Annotated in this window: 19 protein-coding genes and 8 pseudogenes; 10 read left to right on the plus strand and 17 right to left on the minus strand. The window is 68.2% G+C overall.

Going from position 1 to position 22,502, the window contains the following annotated elements:
* Positions 1-457 precede the first annotated feature (457 nt).
* Together RMN56_RS28865 and RMN56_RS28870 are read left to right on the plus strand one after the other, a co-directional pair.
* Positions 458-829, plus strand: a complete 372-nt coding sequence (locus RMN56_RS28865) for an ArsR/SmtB family transcription factor (protein WP_313720972.1) — start codon at positions 458-460, stop codon at positions 827-829.
* Positions 830-1,079: 250 nt separating this feature from the next.
* Positions 1,080-1,850: a DUF4253 domain-containing protein gene (locus tag RMN56_RS28870; RefSeq protein WP_313720974.1), complete on the plus strand. Its 771-nt coding sequence runs from the start codon at positions 1,080-1,082 to the stop codon at positions 1,848-1,850.
* 254 nt (positions 1,851-2,104) lie between these two features.
* Here the strand turns inward: RMN56_RS28870 and RMN56_RS28875 are convergent, their stop codons facing one another.
* The 6 genes and pseudogenes from RMN56_RS28875 to RMN56_RS32785 form a co-directional block, all read right to left on the minus strand.
* The gene (locus RMN56_RS28875; RefSeq protein WP_279627475.1) at positions 2,105-2,236 is read right to left on the minus strand and encodes a hypothetical protein; all 132 of its coding nucleotides are present in this window, start codon (positions 2,234-2,236) and stop codon (positions 2,105-2,107) included.
* 359 nt (positions 2,237-2,595) lie between these two features.
* Complete coding sequence (locus RMN56_RS28880; protein ID WP_313720979.1) at positions 2,596-2,856, minus strand: hypothetical protein; 261 nt, start codon at positions 2,854-2,856, stop codon at positions 2,596-2,598.
* Positions 2,857-3,226: 370 nt separating this feature from the next.
* Positions 3,227-3,838 (minus strand): annotated as a pseudogene (locus RMN56_RS28885) (DUF8817 family protein); the annotation flags it as partial.
* A gap of 18 nt (positions 3,839-3,856) precedes the next feature.
* A complete protein-coding gene (locus RMN56_RS32920) occupies positions 3,857-3,967 on the minus strand; it encodes a DUF8817 family protein (protein ID WP_512699740.1) in 111 nt (36 codons plus the stop codon).
* A gap of 318 nt (positions 3,968-4,285) precedes the next feature.
* A complete protein-coding gene (locus RMN56_RS28890) occupies positions 4,286-5,092 on the minus strand; it encodes a DUF4396 domain-containing protein (RefSeq protein ID WP_313724883.1) in 807 nt (268 codons plus the stop codon).
* 58 nt (positions 5,093-5,150) lie between these two features.
* A pseudogene (locus RMN56_RS32785) lies at positions 5,151-5,351 on the minus strand (Scr1 family TA system antitoxin-like transcriptional regulator); the annotation flags it as partial.
* Between the two features lie 633 nt (positions 5,352-5,984).
* On the opposite strand from RMN56_RS32785, the pseudogene RMN56_RS28895 reads away from it, so the two are divergent.
* Positions 5,985-6,269 (plus strand): annotated as a pseudogene (locus tag RMN56_RS28895) (helix-turn-helix domain-containing protein); the annotation flags it as partial.
* Positions 6,270-6,455: 186 nt separating this feature from the next.
* Here the strand turns inward: RMN56_RS28895 and RMN56_RS28900 are convergent.
* From RMN56_RS28900 to RMN56_RS32790, 6 genes and pseudogenes are all read right to left on the minus strand, one after another.
* Positions 6,456-7,997 carry a glucoamylase family protein gene (locus tag RMN56_RS28900; RefSeq protein ID WP_313720983.1) on the minus strand — a complete coding sequence of 514 codons (1,542 nt, stop codon included), beginning with the start codon at positions 7,995-7,997 and terminating at the stop codon, positions 6,456-6,458.
* 29 nt (positions 7,998-8,026) lie between these two features.
* A complete protein-coding gene (locus RMN56_RS28905) occupies positions 8,027-8,875 on the minus strand; it encodes a carbohydrate ABC transporter permease (RefSeq protein WP_313720985.1) in 849 nt (282 codons plus the stop codon).
* Positions 8,876-8,877: 2 nt separating this feature from the next.
* Positions 8,878-9,840 carry a carbohydrate ABC transporter permease gene (locus RMN56_RS28910; RefSeq protein ID WP_313720987.1) on the minus strand — a complete coding sequence of 321 codons (963 nt, stop codon included), beginning with the start codon at positions 9,838-9,840 and terminating at the stop codon, positions 8,878-8,880.
* A gap of 1 nt (position 9,841) precedes the next feature.
* The gene (locus tag RMN56_RS28915) at positions 9,842-11,080 is read right to left on the minus strand and encodes a sugar ABC transporter substrate-binding protein (RefSeq protein WP_313720989.1); all 1,239 of its coding nucleotides are present in this window, start codon (positions 11,078-11,080) and stop codon (positions 9,842-9,844) included.
* A 73-nt stretch (positions 11,081-11,153) separates the two neighbouring features.
* Positions 11,154-11,465, minus strand: a pseudogene (locus tag RMN56_RS28920) (substrate-binding domain-containing protein); the annotation flags it as partial.
* Between the two features lie 76 nt (positions 11,466-11,541).
* Positions 11,542-11,682 (minus strand): annotated as a pseudogene (locus RMN56_RS32790) (LacI family DNA-binding transcriptional regulator); the annotation flags it as partial.
* 659 nt (positions 11,683-12,341) lie between these two features.
* Between RMN56_RS32790 and RMN56_RS28925 the strand changes: the two are divergent.
* Both RMN56_RS28925 and RMN56_RS28930 read left to right on the plus strand, forming a co-directional pair.
* The gene (locus tag RMN56_RS28925; RefSeq protein ID WP_313724884.1) at positions 12,342-13,802 is read left to right on the plus strand and encodes an SDR family NAD(P)-dependent oxidoreductase; all 1,461 of its coding nucleotides are present in this window, start codon (positions 12,342-12,344) and stop codon (positions 13,800-13,802) included.
* A gap of 94 nt (positions 13,803-13,896) precedes the next feature.
* Positions 13,897-14,139, plus strand: a pseudogene (locus RMN56_RS28930) (hypothetical protein); the annotation flags it as partial.
* Between the two features lie 184 nt (positions 14,140-14,323).
* Here the strand turns inward: RMN56_RS28930 and RMN56_RS28935 are convergent.
* Positions 14,324-14,785 (minus strand): DoxX family protein, encoded by a 462-nt coding sequence (locus tag RMN56_RS28935; protein WP_313720991.1) that lies wholly within the window; start codon positions 14,783-14,785, stop codon positions 14,324-14,326.
* Between the two features lie 237 nt (positions 14,786-15,022).
* Between RMN56_RS28935 and RMN56_RS28940 the strand changes: the two genes are divergently transcribed.
* The gene (locus RMN56_RS28940; protein ID WP_313720993.1) at positions 15,023-15,673 is read left to right on the plus strand and encodes a TetR/AcrR family transcriptional regulator; all 651 of its coding nucleotides are present in this window, start codon (positions 15,023-15,025) and stop codon (positions 15,671-15,673) included.
* A gap of 44 nt (positions 15,674-15,717) precedes the next feature.
* On the opposite strand, the gene RMN56_RS28945 is transcribed toward RMN56_RS28940, so the two are convergent.
* Positions 15,718-16,740, minus strand: coding sequence for an IS110 family RNA-guided transposase (locus RMN56_RS28945; protein ID WP_313720995.1), 1,023 nt, complete (start codon positions 16,738-16,740; stop codon positions 15,718-15,720).
* 607 nt (positions 16,741-17,347) lie between these two features.
* Between RMN56_RS28945 and RMN56_RS28950 the strand changes: the two genes are divergently transcribed.
* The gene (locus tag RMN56_RS28950) at positions 17,348-17,830 is read left to right on the plus strand and encodes a carboxymuconolactone decarboxylase family protein (RefSeq protein ID WP_313720997.1); all 483 of its coding nucleotides are present in this window, start codon (positions 17,348-17,350) and stop codon (positions 17,828-17,830) included.
* A 557-nt stretch (positions 17,831-18,387) separates the two neighbouring features.
* Here the strand turns inward: RMN56_RS28950 and RMN56_RS28955 are convergent.
* Positions 18,388-19,317: a hypothetical protein gene (locus tag RMN56_RS28955; protein ID WP_313720999.1), complete on the minus strand. Its 930-nt coding sequence runs from the start codon at positions 19,315-19,317 to the stop codon at positions 18,388-18,390.
* Positions 19,318-19,553: 236 nt separating this feature from the next.
* Between RMN56_RS28955 and RMN56_RS28960 the strand changes: the two genes are divergently transcribed.
* A complete protein-coding gene (locus RMN56_RS28960) occupies positions 19,554-19,844 on the plus strand; it encodes a CGNR zinc finger domain-containing protein (protein WP_313721001.1) in 291 nt (96 codons plus the stop codon).
* A 143-nt stretch (positions 19,845-19,987) separates the two neighbouring features.
* A pseudogene (locus tag RMN56_RS28965) lies at positions 19,988-20,254 on the plus strand (ISAzo13 family transposase); the annotation flags it as partial.
* A gap of 13 nt (positions 20,255-20,267) precedes the next feature.
* On the opposite strand, the pseudogene RMN56_RS28970 reads toward RMN56_RS28965, so the two are convergent.
* A pseudogene (locus RMN56_RS28970) lies at positions 20,268-20,546 on the minus strand (leucine zipper domain-containing protein); the annotation flags it as partial.
* A 183-nt stretch (positions 20,547-20,729) separates the two neighbouring features.
* Positions 20,730-21,302 (minus strand): hypothetical protein, encoded by a 573-nt coding sequence (locus tag RMN56_RS28975; RefSeq protein ID WP_313721003.1) that lies wholly within the window; start codon positions 21,300-21,302, stop codon positions 20,730-20,732.
* A 524-nt stretch (positions 21,303-21,826) separates the two neighbouring features.
* Between RMN56_RS28975 and RMN56_RS28980 the strand changes: the two genes are divergently transcribed.
* The gene (locus RMN56_RS28980; protein ID WP_313721005.1) at positions 21,827-22,168 is read left to right on the plus strand and encodes an ArsR/SmtB family transcription factor; all 342 of its coding nucleotides are present in this window, start codon (positions 21,827-21,829) and stop codon (positions 22,166-22,168) included.
* Positions 22,169-22,502 lie beyond the last annotated feature (334 nt).

Consider the following 22,502-nt stretch of genomic DNA (forward strand, 5'->3'; position numbering starts at 1 on the left):
TCGACCCAGTCGGTGATGAGCCGGCGCTCGGCGAGGAACCACCGGCCGCCCTGGCGGACGAAGGTGTCCTGGTAGCGGATCGACATGACCATGAGGTGCGCTGTCCCTCCTCGACCCAGAGGTCGTGCGCCAGACAGTAGGTTCTCCGGTGGCGCGCTCACCGTCGAGGATCACCGTGCCGTCCTCGTGCGTCCCCCAGCACGACCGCGGTCGTCCACCGGTCGGGCCACCGGCCTGCGGCCGTCGGCTGCCTGTCGGTCTCGAGTTCCGGGGTGAGTGCGGGCCGTCGAGCCAGCGGCGCGGCCGAGAGCAGCTAGCTCACCGCCCAAGCTCCCGGAACGCTGGGTCGATGCACCCACTCGCCGTCGGGCCGAAGACACTGCCGGGCACGCTCCCTACCCGCGGACTGACGGTGACCGCGCCCTCATCCCCGGCCTCTCGACAGTGGTGTGCAACGATGGAAGGCGTGGGAACTGCGAAAACTGCGACGCCAGCCATCTCGCCCCTCGCTGGCGAGCCGATCGAGCGTGCCGATGCCGAACGGCTCGCGGGAGTACTCAAGGCGTTCGCCGATCCGGCCCGGCTGCGACTGCTCAGTCTGATCCAGTCGGCTCCGCAGGGGGAGGCGTCCGTCAGTGACCTCACCGCGCCCCTCGGACTCTCCCAGCCGACCGTCAGTCACCACCTGCGGATCCTCACCGAGGCCGGCCTGATCGAGCGTGACAAGCGCGGCGTCTGGGCGTACTACCGGCTCGTGCCGTCCGCCATCGCGGCGGTCGCCGACCTGTTGACCCCACCCCGCAAGCGAGCAACGAAGAAGACCCGCTGACCAGCGCCATCGAAGAGCGTCGCCGGCGCCGCCCTGCTTCAACCGACGCACTGTCTGGGGTCACCGCATCCCCAAGCTCCCAATCCGCTCCCCCGGCCTCCGTCAACCGGCTCACCGAGCCGAGCCAGCGACGCCTCGACGGCCATGACCGGCCCGCGTTCCTGGGAGGCAGCTGTCATGGTGGCCCGTGATGCTCGCGACGTCAGACGCGCCGGACAACGTGTCGTTGGCGGCGCCTATGGTGTCGGCCATGACGTGGTACGAAGGGCTACCGCCGGGCATCCCTGAGGGCCGGTTGATGAAGCCATACAACGGCGCCACGCCGGTGTACTGGCTCTCCTCACGTCCCGCCGCAGCGGGTGATTGGTCCCGGTGGCGGGCCCAGCATCACCGAACCGGACTTTGGCCGCTGCTCGCGCTGCACGTCGAGGGCGAGGACGAACCGTTCGGCATCGACGCCGAATACGACCGCATCACCACGATTGAGCACCACGACAGCGGTGTGGTCCTCGGCGAATGGTGGCAGTGGATTACCAAGGACGACCTCGACCAAGAAGCCGCCACCAACCTCGGCTACCTCAATCCGGTCGGTGCACGATGGCCCGGCCTCACACCTGACCCGGATCGGCAAGGCCCGGTGGAGCGCTTCGCCGACCAGTACGCCGACGTACCCTGCACCAGCCCGGCGCGCCTCGCGCTGGTCCCCGCGACCGACGGCGCACATGCATTGACAGAGATCGGCTGGACCGGGCCGCTCAACCACGACAACGACACCGCCCGCTTCGCCGCCGTTGCCCGCGACTGGCAGCGCCGGTTCGGGGCCACGGTCGTCGGGCTGAGCTTCGACACCCTTCACTTGAGCATCGCCGCGCCACCGGTCACCCTCGACCTGGCCCTGCAGGTGACCGCCGAACACTTCGCGTTCTGCCCGGACAACATCTGGCAGAGCCACACCGACACCTTCCCGAAGTATGCCGAAGCGATCATGGGCTTGAACTGCTGGAGCTTCTGGTGGGACTGACCCCGCGATCGAGGCAGCGCGCTCGGAAGGGCCGCGACGGCGATCACCGCGCTGGCAGCAGCAACCACCCGGACCCCCGCAAATGTGCTCCGATCGACGGATGAGCCGCCAAGTCCGTGACCAGCCTTGGTAGCCGTACCCCCAAGCCGTACGCCCATGCAGCATGGCGCTTCAAGCCGTGTTAGCCGTCACCGAAGGTGACGGCTAACAAACCTGCTGCGGCACCGGCGCCGGAGTGCCGACGATCTGGCAGGTCAGGTGACCCCGACGTTCAGGTAGAAGTGGCCGAGCTTGAGCGAGAGAGAGGCGCCTCCGAAGTGGTGAATGAGCAGGGCCAACAGGATGACGATCAAGATGCAGACGACGAGCCAGATCAGGAACCACACGAACCCTGGGATCCCGTAGCGACCGACGCGAGCCATTAGGCTCGCCCCCTCGCGGTTGGCACTGCAAAAGGCACCGCCACGCATGGACGTGTCGGCTGTCGGTAACTGCGCCCGACGCTAGCGGACGTCTCCATACAGCCTCCTTCATTGACGTGTCCGCGAAATTCCCTACCGAGACGCTCGTCAAACTGGGACGGAGGAGCCCTGATCTTGTCTGGCGGGTCAGGCGTGCCAGACCCGGCACCCATGATCTAAGACATGGCTGGTCGGAACGTGTGACTCCTATCCATGATCGGCCGCCTGACGTCGGCCGCTTACTCGACTCTCTTTGCCGCCGGTCAAGACTCTCCAGAGGCCCGCTACGAAGTGACGGTCCAGCGGGACACGACCGCCGGCCGCTCCGGCGCGTACTCGACGTCGACCGGCCGCTTGTTCCCGGGCGCCGGGTAGGTGATCCAGCCCCGGATGCACCGGCCCCAGGCGACGTTCTTCTCCCCAGACGGGTACTGCGGCTCAGGGAACTGGTTGTAGCCGGCCTCAGGGAACTGGTTGTAGCCGGCGGAGGACGCCTCGATCTGGCTGCCGTCGGCGTACACCAGCCTCCACAGGGAGTTGGACACGGCGATTGCCCTGGTGCTCCTGCTCGCCGGCCGGCTTGTGGGCGCACACCTTGACGTCGATCGCGGCCCACACGTACCCCGGCTGCTCGTCGGGGCGGGGTGCGGTCCGGGCGACGACGTGCCGGTAGGAGTAGATGGTGGCGGTGGCGACACCGTCAGCGGTGGCGAACGTCTTGCCCATCGCCAGGGGGCGGTGGGGTCGAACGTCGGCAATGGCGCGCACCTCAACGCCACCGAGCACCGGGCCGTGCTGCACACCGCGCTGCGGCTGCCCCGCGCCGCAGGCCGGACTGCCAGGCAGTGTCTTCAAAGGTTTACAGCCGTTGGCTCTGGAGGCGCTCCTCATCGGCGTCACACGGTGGCCGGTGCGTCAGGCCGTGGCGGGCATCCACGGCTCGAGCAGCGTGGGGTCGGCTACCACGGACTCGACCTGACGACGCTCCTCCACGGTCAGGCTGAGTTGCCGGAGCCTGGCGCCCCACTCCGGTACCCGTTCCGACTCCTCCAGCGCCGTCGACAGCTCGATGAGCACGGCCAGCGCCACTGCCTGTTGCACGGTCGGTGCGCCGTCGCCGTGGCGGCGCAGTCCCGAGTTCACGGCTCGGAAGGCCTGCCGGTCGTCATTCTTGAACTCGCGCAGGATCCGCGCGTTGTCCAGAACCCGGGCAAGCCCTTGCAGCTGCTTGGAGCCGCCGTACTCCAACTCCGTCGGCTCGTTCCGCTGGATGAAGATGATCGAGTTTCCCGACGGGTCCGCGACGGTGAACCGTGAGGCACCGGGCCGGTACCGCGTTATCCGAGGTAGACCCGTGGCAAGCACCTTTCCGTACGCGCGGCGCATCGCGTCGGTGAACTCTGCGTGGTACGGCGCGACCCTGTCCACCATTACCAGGCATCCGCCGGTGTTCTCCGACGGGTCCAGGTTGCTGGGCGCGCGCCCGTAGTGCAGGTCGAACCCTCGCCACCGGAACGCCAGGTAGAGGTAGGGCTTCCTCCGTTCTTAGGTCACGGCGAAGCCCAGGGCGCGCCAGAAGGCCAGGGTTTCCTCCGGTGCCACACAGGGCAGCATCGGCACGGTGGTCTCGTTGGGCTGGACACTTTCGTCAAGCATCGTCAGCACCTCATTTGGTCGACAGGGCAGGCGACGCAGCAGTCTGCCAAACCCGCGACCATCACGCACATGCGAGAACTCGACGGCCGATGAGCTGGCCGCGGTGGGCATAATGTCGCTGCCGCACCCGCCCGGGCTCGTGAACGGGCTGCTGCGGCCAGGCTGCGCTAGGCACCGCCGGGCGTGGGTCGTCGCTGGCGAGCGGCTGCACCCGGGCAAGTACGCCGGTGGCCCGCCGTCGCGCTGGCGTTCGCCGTGCCGCGCGACGCCAAGCTCAACGTGCACCCCGCCGCCCCAGGGGCGTCAGCACAGCACCACCTACTGCGTTGTGCCCAGCGATTCCATTTTGACGCCGCGGCGGATCAGCAACGAGGTCGGCGGCCAAGCGGCGAAGAAGCCGATGATCAGCCCGACCTGGATAATGAGCCAAAACACCGGACTACTGGGCCGAAGGGTCTCGTGGAAAACAAGAAAATGCATTAGCGCCAGCCAACCAAATAGGCCAAACTCGAAGACGGACACGGTCAGCAGGTCGCTCCTGAAAAATTTCCGCATTGCGGCCCACGCTCTTCGACCACCCGTCCGAGCCTCAGCAGAGTAGCGAAATGCAATGCCTATGACCACTGCGCCTACATAGTCGCCGACGACTTCGGGCCACACTGTGCTACCGAATATTTCGAGGCCAACGCCGTAGGTTATAGGCGTAGCAATGATGACACCCAGAGTGCAGTGCGTGCCACAATGATAAATTTGGATTATCGTAGGAGCATGTCGCGACCTTCTGGGCGGGTCGCCGTGCCGGTCCAGCCACCGGGGAGACAGCGGTCTACCCCACTTTCTGTAGGCCAGGGCAGCTGCTGGGCCAAGGTAGAGGGCGGTCGCTGGCCAGACCAACTCCATGACCTTGACCGGCTGACGATATCCAAAAACAAACTGGTCAACAACGACAACGACGGTGCTGACCAACCCCACAAAGAGCAAAGCCCACGAAAGCATCAGGAGCCACGTCGGTTGCAAAGTCATCTCCGTTCGCTCCAGGGCACTCGATGCAAATGTCGGTGGCGACGGAAGTGACGAACTCCGCCACCAGGTGAGGAAGGCGACCCAAGATGCCGCCTCAAACATAAGAGCACATCGGGCGGCGAGGCGTCCGGCATCGCCCACCTGCACAAGATCGTGGCGACTATGTCGCGTTCGGGTGAGCAAATCGGACGCGGGACAGGAGCGCTTCTCGCTGAGGGGCGGTGGCGAGTGGGACGCCGAGGGGTAGGAGGCCGAGCCGGATGTTCGGCACGCCGACCACGGTTTGCAGCCGGCCGAGCTGGCCGCGCATGACCTCGGGTGAGGTGAGCAGCCAGCGCAGCACGGGCTCGGCGAGCAGGAACTCGAACCGCTTGGTTCAAGCGAGGGCGAAGACCGCTTGGCTGTATGGATGGCTGTACTCGGGAGATCAACCAAGGAAGTGCAGGTGGAGCCCAGGGTGACTTGAACCCCTAACCCCTGCCTTGCAAAGATCAAGACTCCTGTCGGCCGGCGCTGGCTACTGCGGGTCTGACATGATCACAACGTGCCCGACCCCGCGCCCCCCGACGGCAGTCCGCCTACGGAGCCGTCTGCGCCGACGGCGCGGAGCGAACTGCCCCCACTACTCGTTCTGCTGCTCGCATCGGCCGTTCTGCTGGCGCTGTCTTTCGGCTGCGCCGCCTTGTGGCTGTACAACTAACTGGCCGTCCGATGCGCTGGAGAGCGCCAGTTTGGAAGTGCCTGATTCGCCGCCCGTGATGCCTGGAACGCCTGCTCGCGACGGTCGTGGTGCTGGCCGCTCGTGCCCGCCCGTGACCGCTTAGCCTTTCAACTACTGGCCCGTGGACGGCCCGGCGCGTGCCTTCTCTGGTCCACAGCCTCGGCCTGCCTACTGAAGCCTTCGGGGCTGCTATTTTGCCGCCGGTGTCGGCGACGCGTGAAGACTGACCCTCAGGGGGCGGGCGAATCTGGACCCCCTTCCAGTATCGGGAGGGTGTTGAGCGTGGAGGACTGGGCGGAGATCCCCCGTCTGCATCGGTCTGAGGGGATGCCGATCAAGGCGCTCGCTCGCAAGTTGGGTGTCGGCCGGAACACAGTTCGGCGGGCGTTGGCGCCGGAGGGGCCGCCGCGGTATTCGCGGCCGGCGAAGCCGTCGATCGTGGATGCGGTGGAGCCGCAGATCCGGGCGTTGTTGCAGCAGTGGCCGGAGATGCCCGCGACGGTGATCGCCGAGCGGATCGGGTGGACGCGGTCGTTGACGGTGCTCAAGGACCGAGTGCGAGTGGGGGCCACGCCCACCCACGTCAGCGACGGCACCTCGGCTCGGCTTCCGCGCTGCCGGCCACTCGCAAGATCATGCTCGATCGCGGAAGTAGGGCCCTACGGCGCGTGGCACTGGGCCCTACTTCGCTGCACCGGTGCGATCGACGGGTTGGGCAGGTCGACCTATACCCTTGCGGCGCCGTCAGGCGGCCCCACGCAGCTGTGGAAGGTTCTGGTCGGCCGGCACGTTGAAGGTCTCCTGGGCGATCAGTGGACGGATCCGGCGTTCGAACTGGGGCGAGACGAACGCGCGGCGCAGGAGGTCGTTGGCGAGCTCGTTGCCGAGCGCACCCATGATCATGGCCTGGTCGAGCGAGAGGTAGCGCTTGGCCACGGTGCCGCTGCCGAGCGCGATCGCGTCGTAGAAGCCGCCGGGGCCGTACGAGTCGAAGTTGGCCTTGAGTCTGGCGAGGTTGTCGACGACCGCCGGCTTGGCGTACGGGAGGGCGAGGAACGCCGCGTGCGGAGTCACCACGCCGTTGCCGTAGTCGGGGTCCGGTCCGGCCGGGCGGCAGTCGCCGAATCCGGCGTCATACTTCGAGTGCTCCATATCGGACGGGTAGCCGTCGGTGTCCATGCCCATCGCGTCGACACCCCAGGCCTGGTAACCGCCGGCCGGATCGCTGGCCGGGGAGAAGCCCCAGTAGCCGTACCCGGCGTCATTCATCCCGTGCTCGATCTGGCCGGCGACCGTCGCGGGATGATTGCGGCCCCAGCTGTTGGGCGCCCACCGCGCTTCGGGCACGAACAGGTCGGGCATCAGCGCCTCGAACATGTCGCCACCCCAACTGGGTACGAACTGGATGCCGCGGTACCGGTACGCGCCTTCGTACACCGCAACGCCCTCGTAGGTGGTGTTGAAGCCGACCGGCTGCATCTCGTGCCAGCTCCAGTCGCAGGTGGCCGGAAGGGTGCGCATGGTGTTGTAGTAGGCCTTCGGCGGGATCTGGCCCATCGCGATGCCGAGGTACGTCGCGATGCGCGGCTCGGTGACGGTGATGTCGTAGTGGTTGCAGGTGAACCAGACGCCGTCGCGCTGCCGTGCGCACCCCGGCGGCGGCGCGTCCCAGAAGCCGCCGGCGATCAGGCCGCTGGCCCCGAACGGGGTCGACGCCGCCGGGTTGTAATAGAAGCCGAAGTTCATCTTGCGCAGGATCGCGTCGGCCTGGCCGCGCAGCTCAGGCACGGCGCCCTTGACCACATTGAGCGCGGCCGCGAGCCATCCGTTGTCGACGCTGGACAGGAACGGGTAGACGGTGTCACCGTTGTCGGGCCAGACCGTGACGACTGAGCCGTTCCGCGGGTCGTACCAGTTGTAGTACATGCCCGACGGGGTGTGGTGCTTGAGCCGGGCGAGCGTGTCGAGGGTCTTGGCGATCCGTTGGCGGGCTTCCAGACGCGAGATGATGCCGAGCTTGCTGGCGACCACCGCGGACCACATGTAGCCGCCGATGTTGGTGGGGGACGTGTAGGTGGCGCGGCCGCCGGCGGCGAGGTCGCCGGTGATGTTGTCGGCGATGAGGCCGGTGCCGGGGTCGGTCATGGCGGCCATCGACCGCCATGTGTCTGTGGCGTAGCGGAGCAGGGCCCGGTCGGGGCCGCGCTCGTCGGATGCCGCGCCGGCGGCCGAGCCGCCCGTCAGCACGAGCGCCAGCGCGAGGAGCGGTGCGAGTAGGCGTCGCATGGCTCTCCTTGTCTGGTTGGGGGGATGGATCACTTGATTCCGGTGGTCGCGATGCCGCGCAGGAAGTGCCGCTGCAGGAGCAGGAACACGAGAAGCACCGGGAGCACGACGACGACCGCGCCGGCGAGGAGCAGGCCGTAGTTGCGTTCGTTCTCGCCGACGCTGTAGAGCGCGAGGGCGACCGGCAACGTGTACTTGTCCTCCGTCGTGGCGACCACGAGGGGCCACAGGAAGTTGTTCCAGGACGCGAGGAACGTGAGGATCCCGAGGGTGGCAAGTGCCGGCCGGCACAGTGGCAGCACCACCCGCCAGAAGATCCGGAACTCGCCGGCGCCGTCGACCCGGGCCGCCTCGATGAGCTCGTCGGGGATCGACTGGAGAAACTGCCGCATGAGGAACACGCCGAACGGTCCGACGAGGAACGGCAGGATCAGGCCGGCGTACGTGTTGGTCAGGCCCATGTTGCTGACCAGCACGAACTGCGGGACGAAGGTCACCATGCCGGGCACCATGAGCATGCCGAGCACGGCCAAGAAGAGCGCCCGCTTGCCGGGGTATCGCAGCTTGGCCAACGCGTACCCGACGAGCGAGCAGAACAGCAGGTTGCCGACCATGACCAGGGTCGCGACCAGTGCCGAGTTGAAGAAGTAGAGCGGGAAGTCGAGCCGGGAGAACAGCCCACGGAAGTTGTCGAGCGTGACCGTCTCGGGCCACCAGGTCGGCGGCACATCGCGGATCTCCCGCTCCGGTTTGAGCGACGAGAGGGCCATCCAGACGAATGGTCCGGCCACGGCGAGCAGCCCGAGGACCAGGACGACGTAAAGCACGGTCTTCGCGACCCGATCACGGGTACGCAGGGCGGTGTCCTTCGTGGCCATCGTCAGTTCCTCTCCCCCAGCAGGCGGAACTGCACGACCGACAGCGCCACGATCGCCAGGAAAAGCACGTAGCTGCCGGCGGCCGCGTAGCCGTAGTTGCCGAAGCCGAACTGGTTGTAGATGTGGAACGACACCGACAGCGTTGAGGAGAGCGGGCCGCCCTGCGTCATGACAAGCGGTTCCTCGAAGAACTGGAGATAGCCGATGCCGGTGACCACCCCGCCGAAGAGCAGCGTCGGCCGCAGCATCGGCAGGGTGACGTTGCGGAACTGCTGCCACCGCGTCGCGCCGTCGAGCGTCGCCGCCTCGTAGAGGTCGGCCGGCACCGACTGGAGTCCGGCCAGGAAGATCACCATCAGGAAGCCGAAGTTGCGCCACGCCGCCATGACGATCAGCGACGGCAGCGCGAGCCTGCTGTCGTACAGCCAGTTCGGCCCGTCGATCCCGACCACTCGCAACAGGTTGTTGACCAGCCCGACCTCCGGGTCGAGCAGGAAGCGCCAGACCACTGAGAGCGCCACGATGCTGGCCACGACCGGCAGGTAGAAACCGACCCGGAACAGCGCGCGGAAGCGTACGAGCCCAGAGTTGAGCGCCGTCGCGGCGGCCAGGGCCAGCACCATCGTCAGCGGCACCCCGACGACGACGAACACGAGCGTGTTGACCGACGACCGCAGGAACAGCTGATCGGAGAACAGGCGCGTGTAGTTGTCGATGCCGACGACGTTGACGGCCAGCGGGTTACGCAGGTCGGTGGAGCGCAGGTCGGTGAAGCTCATGGCAAGCGAGACCACCACCGGCAGCGCCATGAACACGGTGAACAGCACGGTGAACGGCGCGGAGAAGGCCCAGCCGGTCAGCGCCCGCCGCAGGCGCTGCCGCCGCCGGACCGACCCGGCGGGCCGGTCGGGGCTGGTCGCCCCGACCGGTCGCGCCGGTGCCGTCGCCGCGGAGGCGTCGGCCATGTCAGCTCCCGGTCCCGATGGCGCTCGCCTTGTCCTGGATCGCCTTGGCGGTCGCGGCCGGGTCCGCATTCTGCTTGCACAGCTTCTCGACCTCGAGGTCGAACGCGGCCGCGATCTGCTCCCAGGTCGTGATCGCCGGCGGCGCCTTGGCGCTCTTGAGCTGCTGGCCGAACGTGGCCAGGAAGGTGTCGCCGGACAGCGTCGAGTCGTTCCAGGCCGACTGCACCGCGGGCAGGTCCTTGACCGCCTGGTACCACTTGACCTGCACCTCGGGCTTGCTCAGCCACTGCACGAACTTCCAGGCGCCGTCACGGTTCTTGGCGTCCTTGAAGACCGCGAGATTGCTGCCGCCGATAAACGAGGTAGACGACTTCTTCATCGGCATCTGCGCGACCGCGTACTTGTCCGTGAAGCCGGCGCCGCCCTGCTCCTCGACGATGCCCATGTGCCACGGTCCGGAGATGAAGGCGCCGATCTCACCCTTGACGAAGCCAGGCTCGAGCGAGCCTTCCGGCAGCGCGGTCGGGGACAGGCCCTCCTTGAAGAAGGACTGGTAGTAGCCGAGCGCCTCGGTCATCTCCTGGGTGTCGAAACTCAGTTTGTCGGCGCTGGCCACGTCCGCGCCGTTGGACCAGGCGAACGGCAGAACAGACTGCCAGCTGCCGGTCTTTCCGGGCTGGAGGTTGAGGCCCCACTTGGCGCCGGCCTTCTCCTTCATGCCCTTGGCCATGGCCTTGAGGTCGTCCCACGACTTCGGGCCGTCCGGGAACCCGGCCTTGGCGGCCAGGTCCTTGCGGTAGTAGATCAGCCGAGTCTCGACGTACCACGGGACGCCGTACGAGGTGTTGTCGACGATCGTGGTGTCCCAGGCGCCGGGGAAGAAGTCGTCTTTCTTGATCAGGTCCGGCGGGGTCGGGTCGAGCGCACCGGACTTGGCGAACTCGCCCTGCCAGGTGGTACCGATCATCGACACGTCCGGCGTCTGCTTCGCGGCGATCGCGCTTGCAATCTTTTGGTGCGCCGCGTCCCAGGGCACCGCCGTCACGGAGACCTTGGCGTCGGGGTTCTCGGTGGAGAACTCCTTCGCGAACTCGGCGAGCTTCTCGCCTTCGGTGCCCATCGCCCAGACGGTGATGTCCCCGCTCGCCTTTCCCGCGCCGACGGACTTCGCCTCGTCCCGGCCGCCGCCCGAGTCACGGCCACAACCGGCCAGCGCGACCGACGCGGCCAAGACCACCACGGCCGCGGCGGTTAACCGCCTACTTCTCATCTCGTACCTCCGGAGGTTGGTGGTTTCGATGGGTGTGAGCTACTCACCTGCCGGTACCTCCGGTCGGAGGCGCCGAGCAGCCGCAACTGCGGGGCAGGACGAGTTCGCTGGGCAGCACGAGACTGCCCGCGGGAGTGTCGCCGGGCTGGTCGGTGGCAAGCAGGATCAGGCGGGCCACCTGGGCGGTGAGCTCGCGTACGGGTTGCCGGACGGTGGTCAGGGACGGGGTGACGAGGGCGGCGGCCGGCACGTCGTCGAAGCCGGCGATGACCAGGTCCTGCGGCACGCGCAGTCCCCGGCCGAGCGCGCCGAGGGCGATTTCGTCGTTGGCGCAGACCACCCCAGTGGCTGGGTGCGTCGCTAACCAGCAACTGGTCGGCGGCGAGCAACCCGGCGGCCAGGGCCCGGCCGAGGTGGTCGCGGCGGTATCCGTGCTTCTCGATCGCCTCCAGCACCCGTCGCCGCATCTCGTCCGAGACCTGGCCGGTGCCGTTGGAGACGGGCGAGACGATGGCCACGGAGACCCCGGCGAGTCTGGCGATCTCGCGAACCGTCATACGGCTGTTGCCCATCGCGCCTCATTCCGTAACGCCCCTCACGGAAACCGGTTTCAGGCGACCATAGGCAGCTGAGACGAAGTTCACAACCCTCGGGTCCACATTCCCCCGTGCGAGAAGGCCTGACCACATGCCAGAGGTACTGCTCCGGAATCGCCGGATCCTCGTCGACAGCCGGCCCGAGCTGCTGCTCGCCGGTGAGGTGCACTACTTCCGCCTCCCCCGGCCGGCTGGCCGGACCGACTCGACCAACTCCGCGACTGCGACGGTGACACCATCGCCACCTGCGTGCCGTGGCTGGGCACGAACTGCCGGACGGCTCGGTCGACCTGACCGGGCGTACCCACGAGCAGCGCAACCTGGCCGGCGTCCCATTGGGACGGCGGGGTGGCGGCGCTGGTCGGCAAGTAGCCGGCACAGGAGCAGGCCGTCGTGCCGTCCTATGGGAATCGACTCCGGTGGCGTGGTGGCTGGCCTGCCCGTGGTCGCCCCGAGCTCGGTGTGGCTGGAGATGCATAGTTTCGGTAGACCCGGGCGAGGTTGGCCTCGACGGTCTTTGGGTTGATGAGCCGACGCGGGATGCGTCGAAGGCCGTCCGGTGCGTACAGTTCCGGGTCGGACTTGGGGTGGGCCGGGTAGATCCGGCGCAGGGAACGGGACGAGACAGCGACGGCATGACGGCGGACAACATTACGGAAACCGGTCAATACGGCATTGACCGCGGCCGGCTGGAGACCTGTCTCAGCGTCTTTGAGGCGTTGGAGGACCTGCCTCCCGATCACCCCGACGTGGTGCGGGTGCAACGGGCTACCGCGAAGCTCTACAAGGTGATCAAGCAGCGGCGACGCGAGGAACGGCGGGATGCCATTGCGGCGGCCGACCGCGCGGTGACGGAGGCCACCGCCACCGGCGCCCCGGGCCGGATCGACGACGAGACCCAGGGCATCCCGCTCGCCTCCCCCACCGTGGGTGCCACGGCCGGTTTCCTGCACAATCCGCGCGGCTGCTACGTCTGCAAGCAGCGTTACCGCGAGGTGGACGCCTTCTACCATCAGCTCTGTCCGCCCTGCGCCGCGCTCAACCGGGAGCGCCGGAACGCCCGCACCGACCTGACCGGCCGGCGCGCGCTGCTCACCGGCGGCCGGGCGAAGATCGGCATGTACATCGCGCTGCGGCTACTGCGCGACGGCGCGCACACCACGGTGACCACGCGGTTTCCCCACGACGCGGTCCGCCGATTCGCCGCGATGCCGGACAGCGGGGACTGGCTGCACCGCCTGCGGATCGTCGGGATCGACCTGCGCGACCCCGCCCAGGTGATCGCCCTCGCTGACTCGGTCAGCGCCCAGGGACCACTCGACATTCTGATCAACAACGCGGCGCAGACCGTCCGCCGCACGCCCGGGGCATACGCGCAGCTCGTCGCCGCGGAGGCGGCGGCGCTGCCGGACGGCCCGCTGCCAGAGATGATCACGTTCGCCAAACCAGCCGGCCGGGGCGACCCGGCGGGCAGTGTGACCGCCCCGCCGCAGTCGACCGCGATCCCCCCGCACGCGCTCACCGCGCTGGCGCTGACCAGCGGCTCCGCCTCCCCGGAACGGATCGCGGCAGCCACCGCCATCGACGCCGGCGGTCTGGTGCCGGACCTCGACCCGGTCAACAGCTGGGTGCAGCGGGTGCACGAGGTGAACCCGATCGAGCTGCTCGAAGTGCAGCTGTGCAACGTGACTGCGCCGTTCGTGCTGGTCAGCCGACTGCGACCGGCGATGGCCGCAGCGACCGCCCGCCGCAAGTACGTGGTGAACGTGTCGGCGATGGAAGGCCAGTTCGCCCGCGGCTACAAGGGGCCGGGGCACCCACACACCAACATGGCCAAGGCCGCGCTGAACATGCTGACCCGGACCAGCGCCCAGGAGATGCTGGCCGACGGCATCCTCATGACCAGCGTCGACACCGGCTGGATCACCGACGAGCGGCCCCACCCGACGAAGATGCGGCTGGCGGACGCCGGCTTCCACGCCCCGCTGGACTTGGTCGATGGCGCGGCCCGGGTCTACGACCCGATCGTCCGCGGCGAACAGGGCGAAGACCTGTACGGCTGCTTCCTGAAGGACTACGCGCCCTGCGCCTGGTGATCAGCGCGCCCACCCCGCCGTCGGCCGCCCGGGCTCAGGCCGACACGGTCAGCACCGTCGCCCCCGTCCACCGCAGGTCCAAGCTGCGGTGGCTGCCGCGATGGAGTCGTTCTTCGCCCTGCCGCAGAAGAATGTCCCCGATCGGCAACGCCGGGCAACCCGCCAGGAGCTGCGCCCGGCGATCGTGGCCTGCATCGAACGGACCTACCACCGCCGCCGACGGCAACGACGCCTCGGCAAGCTCACGCCCACCGAGTTCGAGACAATCAACAGCCCGCACACGCGGCCTGACCCACGAAAGGAGTCAACCGAACCGGGGGCGGTCCCGCATCGATGACCGGCATCGAATCGACCGAACCGGCAGGCTCATGCATCTTCCGTCGAGCCCGCTCGACCTCCTCCGGTAGGCGCAGCGCCAGCCCGCGCAGGATCTGGCCCATCAGGGTGACCGGCCCGGGACGGGACTCGCGCGCGGCGACAGCGCGGCAACGCTTCCGACCTGCCTTCACCGCCACCAGCACTCAGAGCCGACGTGCGGGTGGACGCCATGCCCAAGACAGGATCGCCAGCCCCGCGAACATGGCGGGGGCGATGAGGGTGCTCGGGGTTTGGTGCATGGCGACGTGTGAGGCGACCGCACCAACCATATTGATCACGATGCCGGCGTAGGCCCACTCCTTCAATCGTGGCAGCCCGGGCGCCAGCACCACGACGGCTGCGATGATCTTCGCGGTGCCCATGATGGTGGCCAGGTAACTCGGGTACCCCAGGTCAATCATCACCGGGTAGAACGGCGCCATTCGGAACAGGTCCATCGCGCCGCCCACCGCGCATTCACCGACGACGACCGCAGTGACCAGCCAGTAGGCGCCGGTGCGGTAACGGCGTCGAGTAGCGGCTGATGGGGCAGTTGGCGGGGCGTTGACCGCCGGCCCTGTGGCTCCACCATCCGGCCCGGACGCGGTAGCCGGCGTTCGTGCCATGGGACTCTCCTATCGATACGAATCCTTCCCATAATATGAGTACGGTATCGTTTCGATGGGGGTGAGACAATGGGCAGTGGTCCTCGACAAGGCGGCAAGCGCCCCACGCATTCGCCGGCGACTCCACCCGCGGCGTCGCCAGCCGCGGGACATCGCCGGGCTGCCTCGACGGCCGCGCCCCGCTCCCGGGCCAAGCCCCGGGAGCCGATCTCACGCGGAGCGGCCGCCCGTCAGCGGGTGCTGCAGGCCGCCCTCCAAGTGCTCGACGAGCATGGCTTGCCCGGCTTCACCATGGAGGCCGTGGCCCGGCGCGCCGGCGCGAGCAAGGCCACCTTGTACCGGCACTGGCCCACCGCCGGCGCGCTCATGGTCGACGCGATGGACGCCACGTTTCAGCCCCTCCCAGTGCCCGACACTGGCCGCGTGGAGACCGACGTCGCCCAACTGCTCACCGCCTTCGTCGCCCTGCTCGAGCACACCCCGTTCCCGCGACTGCTCGCCGCCTTCATCGACGCCGCCGAACGCGACCCCACCCTCGCGGCACTCCACGCCGACCTGACCCACCGCCGCCGCGAACCGCTCCTCGCCGCGCTGACCCGCGCCCGTGAACGTGGCCAACTGCCCAGCCATCTCGACCCAGAGCTAACCGTCGACCTGCTCACCAGCCCGTTCTTCTACCACCGCTTCATCGCCCACCGGCCCATCCCCCCAAGCCTGGTCAACGACGTCATCGCCCACGTACTCGGCACCACCAAGCCACAAGCCACAAGCCACAAGCCACCGATGATCGCGCGGCGGCCGCGTCCACTCCCGCCGCCGGGTCGGCCAGGCCGAACCACCGCACTCATCGCCGACCGTCTAGATAACGACCCTGGGCTAGAGGATTAGTCCCCGCTCTTCGGTCCTTGGAGGGACTGTAAATAGCTCCTCTGTCAAGCCTCGAGTACGTAGTCGGTGCGTAAGGCCTGGTAGACGACGTCGGATAGGCGTCGTTTCAGCACTCGGAGGGCTTCGAGGCCGCCGTCGCCGGAGTTCTTGCGACGTGCGATGAGGTCTTTGGCGGGCTGGTGACAGCGGGCCTGGGTCGTCGCGATGCGGTGTAGGGCGGCGTTGAGCTGGCGGTTTCCGGTACGGCTGAGTCGGTGGCGGGTCCGGTTGGATGACCAGACCGGTAGCGGTGCGGTGCCGTTGTGCCGGGCGTAGGTTGCCGCGGAACGGAATCGTGTGACGCCGGCCGTCTCGCCGAGGATCTTCGCGGCGGTCAAAGCGGCGCAGCCGGGAATGGCGATGAGGGCTGGTACCAGTTTCTCGGCCAGGTTGCGGATCTCGGCCTCTATTGTGTTGATCTCTTCGGTGAGGCTCCTGCATCGCTGGGTGATCGCGGCGGCGAGGCGGGCGACGGTTCCGGATGAATCAGTCAGTCGGTGCAGGATGCGGTCGAGATTGCTGGCCCGGTCGAGGGATCGCGCTGGTGGGTCCCATTCGGGGTCGAGTTCGTGCAGGTGCCAGCGGAGCCGGTTGACGGCACGCGTGCGTTCGGCGATCAGGTCCTCGCGGTGGTCGACCAGCCGGCGCAGGTCGCGGTCGGGGCCGTCCAGGTGCGCGGTGGGCAGGCCGTCCTCCCGGAGCGCGGCGCGGGCGACGGCCAGGGCTTCGATGGGATCTGACTTGCCGTAGGTGCGGGCGGCGTCGCGGGCGTGGGCCATGAGCTTGGGTGGCACGCGGACGATGCGCTCGCCGGCGGCGAGCAGGTCGTGTTCGAGGCGGCGGGTCATGTTGCGGCAGTCCTCGATGGCCCAGACGCGGTTCTCGCCGTGCCCGGCTGCCCAGCGCAGCAGCGATAGATGGTCCTTGCTGGTTGTCTCGCAGGTTTTCGTGACGAGTTTCCGGCCGTTGCCGTCGATGATGACGGCTGTGTGGGTGCGCTTGTGCGCGTCGATGCCGATGACCACCATGAGGGTTGTGTCTCCTTGACCGAGGGGGCGCGGACCGGTCGGTGGGCATATCCCAGTCGGGCGCTGGCACGCTCCTCTCAAGCCATGCCGGCCGGTCCTCGACGTCCGGCGGGCCGCAGTATTTACACCAGCCACGGAGGCAACTAACGGCAGAGCGAACCCGCCGGACTGATCAAGCGTGACACTGGGACGAAGGGCGTAGCTGCCGGTAGCCGTCTCGGTTGACCGCAACGCGGATGGAGGCCAGCGGCTGGAGCCGAGCGTCCACTGCGACAGCCGTTCAGGACGCCTTGCGCGGATCGATCGCGATGACAACCTGAGCAGGCGCCGGCTGCCCGAGAACCCCGGCCAGGTCAAGGCCAAGCCGCTACCCGGTCGCCTCCGGCGGGCCTACCCGGCCGCTACTTCGAGCGGTTCGTGGGCGAGCTGCAGCTCATCGCGGCCTGCGCACTACACCCGACGTCTACCCGGTCACCTACGGCGAGGCCGAGACAGCGGTTAGGCCCGCGCCCGCCTGTCAAGGCTGCCGAAAATCCCGGTACGGCTATCCACCGACGCGATGTCTCCACCACCGGTGTTGTCGTTGTGACATACAGGAGGTCATCCGTTGGATACCAGGATCCAGAACGTCCGGCTGAACGCCATGTCAAACGAGCAACTCATGGCGCTGGCAAACGCCGGGGCCGCGGCTTTCGGCCATACCGCCACGCTCCAGGTGGACCGGGCCCTGGCCCAGCTTCTGCGGTTACGCGTCGCACAGATCAACAATTGCAGCTATTGCCTTCTGGTGCACCACGCCGCCGCCCGCACCGCCGACATCCCGCCGTCCAAGATCGAGACCCTCACAGCGTGGTGGGAGACGCACCTGTTCACCGAGGAGGAGCGAGCCGCGCTGGCCTACGCCGAGGTGTTGACCCGAGCCGCCGACGCCACCGTCAACGATCGGGTCCAGGAGGCACACGACAGGGTGGCTACGCACTTCACGGAGGACGAGATCCTGGAGATCGTGGCCGTTGTGATCAACATGAACATCTGGACGCGCCTCAAGCTCGCCGAGGGTGCCATGCCCACGACGGCGCCTCCCGTGTGAGTCGATACCCGGCCCTGTCATCGGAGCAGGCGCAGCCGTCCGATCTGCCAGCTGGCGACCTCGAACGGGACCTGTCGGCGACCCCTCACGTGTTCGCGAGCAGTGCTCCGGCTACATCGTCGGGATGGGTCAGCATCGCTTCGTGGGTGCTGGGACCATGATCGGCTCGACGCCGAGGCGCGCGGCCGATTCGGTGCCGGGCGCGCCGCTGGATTCGCTGTCGTGGATGGCCTTCTCCGTTATCGTCGGCGGCCATCAACGCAGCATTGCCGCGCTACCCGACTGCGGAGGCGGCATCGGCCACACCAACGTGACCTCAGCCGCCAGGATCCTGACGGACTCCACGATCATCGCCGACAGCCCGGACTCCCCATCCCTGACATCGCTGCGGACCTGGCTCGGCCGATGGGAACATGCCGCAGCCGGGCGACGACGAACAGCACTTGGCCGAGCTGATGGGTCAGGCGTTCGCCGTCGTGGCGCCGGCCTTCGACGCGCCTACCGCGTCACACCGTGCCGAGTGTCCCCATCACCGTTGCGCTGACGGTGGTCCGCGGTCAGGTCGCGTCTCTGGCCCGGGTCATCGGAAAGGAGGGCTTGGGTAGGTCCGCGACGGCAAGCCGGTCGGCCCGCTCGCGCAGGTGCCGGGCGATCTGGTCGCTGGCCAGGGTGAAGCCGGCGGTGAAATCGGCGTCGAGGGAGATACCGGTCGCGGCGACGTGATGGTCGGCCTGCTGACGCAGCTCGCGGGCAAGCGCGTTACGCCAGCGGATCACCTCCTCGGTAAGGTGCGCCCGCTGAGCCGCCAACCGCCGCTGCGTCGCGGCCAACTGCTCCTCAATCCGTTCGAGACGGGCCAGCGTCTCATCGAGACGGTCAAGCTCCGGCAGGTCGGCCACGATCGCCCGCCCGAGGGCGGTCGGATCCACGCTCGGTCCGCCGCGATGCAACGGCTCGATTGCGTTGGTCACCCGCGCCGTCCACCGCTCGCGCCGAGCGTCCCGCTGGCGCGGGAGTGCCGCCACGGCGTCGCGTAGGGCCACCAGCACCGGAGTGGGCGAGTCGGTCGGGTCTGCGGACGGAGCAGGCGTGGCCAGGACGCCGCGGCGGGGGTTGCGCTCCGGCAACCCCTCGAGTTCCCTCGCCCGATGCGCCATCTGCTTGACGAACCCGGCGTACGCGGCCCGGTAGCCGACCTGGTGTTCACCCGCGCCGGCCATCGGTGCGTGACCGATCCGCTCCGCCTCGAGCCGGAGGGCATCGGCGATGGTGGTGTCCGGGTCGCCGATCTCGAAAGCCGGGTCCGGGCCGTGCAGCACCAGTTCGCGCAGCGTGCCGAGCTGGCTCTTGCCGTGCTTGCAGCGATCCCGGGCGCTCGCCATGAGGTCCAGCTCCGGCACGGCGTGCCAGAGCGCCCAGGCCGCGGCGGTCGCGTCGTCGTCCGGCAGCGGCGCGTGCCGGCGGATCATCTCGCCGATCTCGTACACCGGCTCGGGTATGTGCGTGTACCTCGCCGACTCAAATCGTCGCAGCAGGGCCAGCAGCTCGGCCCGGTACTCCGGCTGGGCCGACGAAAGGTCCCCGATCAGCTCCCGCAGGTCGGACGGCCAGGGGGCCGGTGGTACGCCCGGGCCTGGCCGGCGCAGAGGTTGAGGCGATCCACGTCGAAATCGGTTCCACCAACCCACCGATCCAGCCTTGCACCCGGCGAGGATCACACGCAATGTGTCCGTACGGCCTCTTCGGGCGAGTTCGGGGCCGAGCCAAGCGTGATGAGTGCGGCACCGCCGCGCCTGGCGCCCGGCATCGACCTCGCAACTGCCTCGCCACCCTGCTTGCCTGCCCGGCGCCACGCTGCGTGCGTTACTTCGTCAAGGAACATCCGCGCCAGGCGTGGTGCAAGCCGTCCTGCGGCAACCGCGCCCGCGTGTCCCGGCACTACCAACGCCACGCGGCGAACCCGTCAGACGACCCCAGCCGACCCACCTCTGCGAGAAGCGGCCCGACCTGGTGAGCAGGCCCGCCTTAAGTAACGGTGCGACGGTTTAGGCCAGCCGAGCTTCCCCTCTTACGACCTGGGGATCAGGAGCCATGAATTGATGCGACGCGGCGTGTCGGCTTGATCGTCAGAGTTGCGGGCCGCACGGTCTGCTGATTGTGTCGATCAAGAAGGCCCGTGCGGCCCTGTCCCATTCTGTCTTCACCGGCGTTGCCCGCAACCATCTGGACCGTCTGGTCGCCGAACTGGCCGATCCCTTCCACGCCGCCCGGGAAGGACGGCTGTATCGCCGCCGGGGCGGACGAGACCGCCGCCGCTGGCCCGGTGCCGGGCATCCCGAAACGCTGACCCTGCGGGACCGGGTGCTGGTCACCCTGGCCTGGCTACGGCTGGCCCTGCCGCACCAGGCCCTGGCCCTGTGGTTCGGCGTGGACCGCCGGCGATCCGGGCCGGACCCCACCGCCGCTTCGCCCGCAGGTGGAGCACTTTCCGTTCGATCGGCGCCGGGGTGCGTCGCGGACAGCGGTGCGGACGGCTGGACCGGTCGACCATCCCCGCGACCCCGTCGGACCGGTAGCGGTCGGCCCACCGCTTCGCCGTGTTCGCGCTGACCTGGAACCGCTCAGCCGCCCGACGTAGCGGCCAGCCATCTTCGACGACGCAGCGGGCCAGACGCAGCCTGCCGCGCTCAGTCAGGGGTGCGTTAGCGTGGGGCACGAGGACCTCCCGGGTGGTGCGGAACCTTCGACAAGCTCCACCTCACCCGGAGGTCCTCACCTTTTCAAGATCCCAGCCGCGTTACCAACGTCCATGGACAGAACACCTAGGTCATTGACTGAGACGTGGCCGGGGATCCATGCCCCTCAACCATGCTGGATCACCGCCGATCAACAAGTGGCATTACGAATGCGAGGGAGTCGGCGAGGGCGACGATGAGGCCACTACCTGCAGAACGCGTTGTCGGAGCTCGTCCTGCGCCGAGGGCCAGGGAGGGGAGAAGGCAGCGTCTTCCAGCGGTTTGGGAAAGATCCGCCGGACGCTGTCGGGGTGTCCTTCACCATCATCCGGGGCCTCGTACGTGACGGTTGGCCCCAGATGCAGGGCGATCGGCATCCTCAGCCCGGAGAGCTGGTTGATGTCGATTTCAGCCGGCCCCTTGGCGAGATCTGCCGGCCCCAACCAAGCGCAGTCCACCCAGGTGTAGATGGTGCTCACCTCGTCTACTGCGTCAGCCCCATCCGGCGCCACCCCGAACACCGACGCCACGCAAACCGGCTGCCCTGGGTCGCGAGTGAGCTCAGTCCGAAAGGCTGAGTCGTGTTCGAGCACCTCCACGGCCCGCGCGGAGAGCTGGTCCCGCAGCGGCCCAGCTGGCAGCTTCCGCCCGTCGGTCGCGGAAATCCGCCACACGACGAAGACGCCCAACGCCACGACGACCAGCAGCGCCAACGCCAGCACACGCCACCGGCGCATGGACGAGCCTCCCGGTTCAGATGACGCGAGCCCCAGTGCGGTTCACGGGCGTGACGTTAGCCCACCAGGCAAGGATCCGGTGGCCCTGACCGCGCGATCATGTCAAGCATCTGGTGGGACGCGAGTCAAGCATGTCCCGTGACGGGACAGGGCGTTGCGGCAGGACGTTGCCGAACTCCGCTCTATTATCAAGGCGGGCCGCGCCGGCCCGGCCACGGCCTGACCGGCGCCGCGGCCGCCCGACCCGGCAGTGCCGCCTGCCGAGTCGCACCGGAGCCGCGCTCCGACTGCCGCCCGTCGTCCGCCGCATGCTACCGGCTTGCCGGCCGATTGGGAGATCTCAGACACCACACCGGGGGACATCGTGGCTCCCTCCCGAGTCACGCCACCGCCAGTCACTGGCGCTGACCTGGCCCGTGGCATACCCCTCACCCAGCCCTCGCGGTCGACATCGGTTCCGGTTCCACCGGCCGATCGATGGTGTTCGTGGAACGATGAAAGACGTGGGAACCACGAAGACTGCTATGCCTGCTATCTCGCCGCTTGCCGGCAAGCCGATCAAGCGTGCCGATGCCGAGCGGCTCGCGGGAGCGCTGAAGGCCTTCGCCGACCCGGCCCGGCTGCGACTGCTCAGCCTGATCCAGTCCGCTCCGGAGGGCGAGGCGTCCGTGAGTGACCTCACCGCGCCGCTCGGGCTCTCCCAGCCGACCGTCAGCCATCACCTGCGGATCCTCACCGAGGCCGGCCTGCTCGAGCGCGAGCAGCGCGGCGTCTGGGCGTACTACAGGCTCGTGCCGTCCGCGATCGCAGCTATCGCCGAGCTGCTGACACCGCCCCGCAAGCGGGCGACGAAGAAGGCCCGCTAGAACGCAGACGACCAGCAGCTAGTGCGGTTAGGGGAGGGACATTCGTCGCCTTGGCCCTGGCCGGCGACGCATCCACTCAGCCTCGGCGGACCTGCTCGACAGACAACCACCGTCCGCTTGGCCGGGGCGCTGCCAAGAGAGTCGCTCGGCTCTTGCCACTCCTGTCGCGGCTCATTGACAGCAATCGCGCGGCTGCGCGTCCCCGGGCACCGGTCTGGTAGCCGCCCCACGTCAGCTGCAGAATTCCTCAGGCCGTCCCCGGTATCCCAGGTGACTCTCACCGGTCCACCCAATGCCCCCGGGCGGCTGCTTCCACTCGCTGGTGCGCCAGCAG

The sequence above is a fragment of the Micromonospora halotolerans genome (assembly GCF_032108445.1).
In the GTDB taxonomy this organism is placed as follows: Bacteria; Actinomycetota; Actinomycetes; order Mycobacteriales; family Micromonosporaceae; genus Micromonospora; species Micromonospora halotolerans.